Genomic DNA, 3,754 nt, shown 5'->3' on the forward strand with positions numbered 1-3,754 from the left:
CCGACGGCCTGGCCAACCTCAAGACCCTCAGCGTCGGCAGCCTGACCGTGGACCTCACCACCAACGGTTTCGCCAGCCTGGTGGGACAAAGCTTCACCACCGCTCATGGCACCGTATTGATCACCGGCTACAGCGATGGCACCTACAGCTTCAGCTACACCCTGACCGGCGCGACGGCCGATGCCGCTGGTCCGGAGACGGACGGATTCCTTATTAATGTGGGCGATGGCCTGGCTACCGCCTCGGCCACGGTGACTATCGAGATCGTCGACGATGTACCGCAAGCCAAGGCCGATAGCGCCTCGGTCAGCGAAGGCGCAAGCGTGACCGGCAATGTGGTTACGGGCGCAGGGCTGGGGTCGGTGGCCGATGCCTTTGGTGCCGATGGGCGCCCGTCGCCGACCACCGGTGTGGTGGGCGTGCGTGCCGGTGGTGACACTTCGACACCGATTGCCGGCGGTGTGGGCGACAGCATCACCTCCGCCTTCGGCACCCTGGTGCTGCATGCCGACGGCAGTTACACCTACACCAGCCACGCCAATAGCCTGGCTCAGGCCGGCACGGTGGATACTTTCACCTACACCATCGTCGACGGCGACGGCGACTTCAGCACCACGACCCTGACCATCGATGTGTCCAACATCACCGTGGTGGGCGGCGTACAGGCTGGCTCGGACGATGATGTGCGAGAAGCCGCGCTTGGCTTCGGCAGCGAGCCGGCCAGCAATGACGAATTCGCCAGTGGCAGCCTGGTCGCCAATGGTGGAAACGGGCCCTACAGCTTCAGCCTGGGTGTTGGCGCCGGCAACGGCCAGTACGGCCAGTTGGTGGTCAACAGCAACGGCTCTTACACCTACACCTTGCTCTCCGCACCCAAGGTCAACCCCGGTAACAACGGCAACAACCTGCAGTTCACCGAAACCTTCACCTTCCAGGTGGTCGACGCCAACGGCAACACCGGCACCGGAACGCTCACCATCGACATCGTCGACGATGTGCCCAGTATCAGCGTGAAGGGGACGGAAGGATTCGATCTGCAGGTGGACGAAACCACGCTCGGTGTCGCCGACAGCAGCAACTTTGCTGGTGCCTTCCTGCCGGTCTTTGGTGCCGACGGTGCAGCCCTCAGTAATCCCATCACCTACAGCCTGGAAGTGAAGTCACCAGGTGTGGACAGTGGCCTGCGGGACACCGCGACGGGTAACAGCATCCTGCTGTTCAAGGAGGGCACGGATATCGTCGGGCGCGTGGTCGGCGGTGGGCAACTGGCCTTCCGCCTCAGCGTGGCTGCGGACGGCACGGTTACCCTGGAACAGTCGCGGGCAATCTTCCATACCCCCAATACCGGCCCGGACCAGGCCGTCGGCCTGTCTGATAGCGACCTGATCACCCTGACCGCCACCATCACCGACGGTGACGGCGACAAGAACAGCGCCTCCCTCGACCTGGGCAACGCCATCAGCTTCAGGGATGACGCACCCAATATCGATCCCTATGTGAAGGTCAGCCTCGACGACGACGCCCTGCCTCACGGCAACCCCTATGGTGTGGGCGACAATTCGCCGGATACCAGCAATACCAGCGGCATCATCGCCCATGACTTCGGCGCTGATGGCCCCGGTGGGATCGAACTGCAGGCCAGCGGCGCGCCCTACGGCTTCACCTACGTGGAAGTCGCAGGTGGCCTGGTGATCAAACAGGGCGACGTGACCGTCATCACCATCACCCTGGATAAGCTCACTGGCGCCTACAGCGTTACCCAGAACGCACCGATCATGCATCCCGAGGGAGATGACGAGAACGACCTGACCTTCGAGGTCGAGTACAAGATCGTCGACCGCGATGGCGACCGTGCTGGTGGTTCGCTCTACATCAAAGTGGATGACGACTCGCCTGTGGTCAGCACCAGTCCCGTGGTGCAACTGGATGACGATGCCCTTCCAGGTGGCAACGCTTATGGCATTGGCGACGTCTCGCCGGATACCGCGAATGTCACCGGCACACTGGGGCACAGCTTTGGCGCGGATGGCCCCGGTTCGGTCACGCTGCTCACCAGCGGCGCGCCCGCTGGGTTCAGCTATGAGAAGAGCGGCGACAATCTGTTGATCAAACAGGGCGGCCTGACCGTCATCACCCTGGCCCTGAACTGGGCGACCGGTGCGTACAGCGTCGTTCAGAACAACCCGATCATGCATCCGGACGGGTATGACGAAAACGATCTGAGCTTCAGCATTGCCTACAAGGTGACGGATGCCGACGGCGATAGCGCCACGGGTAGCCTGATCATCAATGTGGACGACGATACACCCAAGGCTTATGCCGACAGCGCCAGCATCGTTGAAGGCAGCGTCCCCGCTACGCTGGGCGGCAATGTGTTGGACAACGATGCCGGCGGTGCCGACCAGCCGAAGGCCTTCACCAGCTGGAACGGCGTGGCCGGTGCCACACCGGGGGATAACGGCAGCCTGCTGGTGAACACCCCCTATGGCGTGGTCACCCTGAATGCCGATGGCAGCTACAGCTTCGCGCTGGCCAATGGCTCGGCGGCGGTGGAAGCACTGGCCCCGGGTGAGCAGGTAGTCCTGCACTACGCCTACAGCATGCGTGATGCCGATGGTGACGCCAGCGATTCGACCCTTACCCTCACGATCATTGGTAGCAACGACACACCCACGGTTGAAGTCGCTTTCCCGGAAGTCCAGGGGGGCATGGCCCAGGTTTACGAGAGGGGCCTACCGGATGGTTCCAGCGCCGGGGATGGCAGCACCCAGGTCAATGGCACATTCAGCGTTGGCGATCCGGATGGATTGGGCGATCTGAAGTCCATGAGCGTCGGCAGTCTCAATGTCGACCTCACCACCAGCAGCTTCAGCAGCCTGGTGGGGCAGGGCTTCACGACCGACCACGGCACGGTGCAGATCACCGGCTACAGCAGCGGCACTTACAGCTTCAGCTACACCCTGACCGAAGCCACCACCGATGCGGCCGGTCCGGAGACGGATGGCTTCCAGGTTACGGTGAACGATGGTGTGGCTAGCGCCTCCGCTACCGCGACAATCGAGATCGTCGACGACGTACCCAACGCCACCCCGGACAGCCGTGGCCTGACCGAAAACGGCAGCCCCGCGAGTGTCAGCGGTAATGTGCTGGACAACGACGTCGGCGGTGCCGACCAGCCGAAGACCTTCACCAGCTGGAACGGCGTGGTAGGTGCCACACCTGGGGATAACGGCAGCCTGCTGGTGAACACCCCCTATGGCGTGGTCACCCTGCATGCCGATGGCAGCTACAGCTTCGCGCTGGCCAACGGCTCGGCCGCGGTGGAGGGTCTCGACCAGGGCGAGCAGGTGACCCTGCAGTACGCCTACTCCATGCGGGACGCCGACCAAGACCCGAGCAGCTCGACGCTGACCATCACCATTACTGGCAGCAACGACATCCCGACGGTCGATGTCAGCACGCCCAGTGCTGGCGGCGACCTGGCCAAGGTCTATGAGAAAGGTCTGCCGGATGGTTCCAGCGCCGGGGATGGCAGCAACATCACCACCGGCAGCTTCACCGTCGCCGACTCCGATGGCCTGGCCAACCTGAAGACTCTCAGTGTCGGCAGCCTGACCGTGGACCTCACCACCAGCAGCTTCAGCAGCCTGGTCGGTCAGAGCTTCAGTACCGACCACGGCACGGTGCAGATCACCAGTTACAGCAACGGCACTTACAGCTTCAGCTACACCCTGACCGAAGCCACCACCGATGC

Annotated in this window: 1 protein-coding gene; it reads left to right on the forward strand. The window is 63.1% G+C overall.

Annotated features, from left to right (window positions below):
* Nucleotides 1-3,754, forward strand: a 3,754-nt coding sequence (locus E8E75_RS26600; RefSeq protein ID WP_280359917.1) for a DUF5801 repeats-in-toxin domain-containing protein, incomplete at both ends; no start/stop codon positions are given.

The organism is Pseudomonas sp. BN606, from assembly GCF_029873115.1.
Taxonomy (GTDB): Bacteria; Pseudomonadota; Gammaproteobacteria; order Pseudomonadales; family Pseudomonadaceae; genus Metapseudomonas.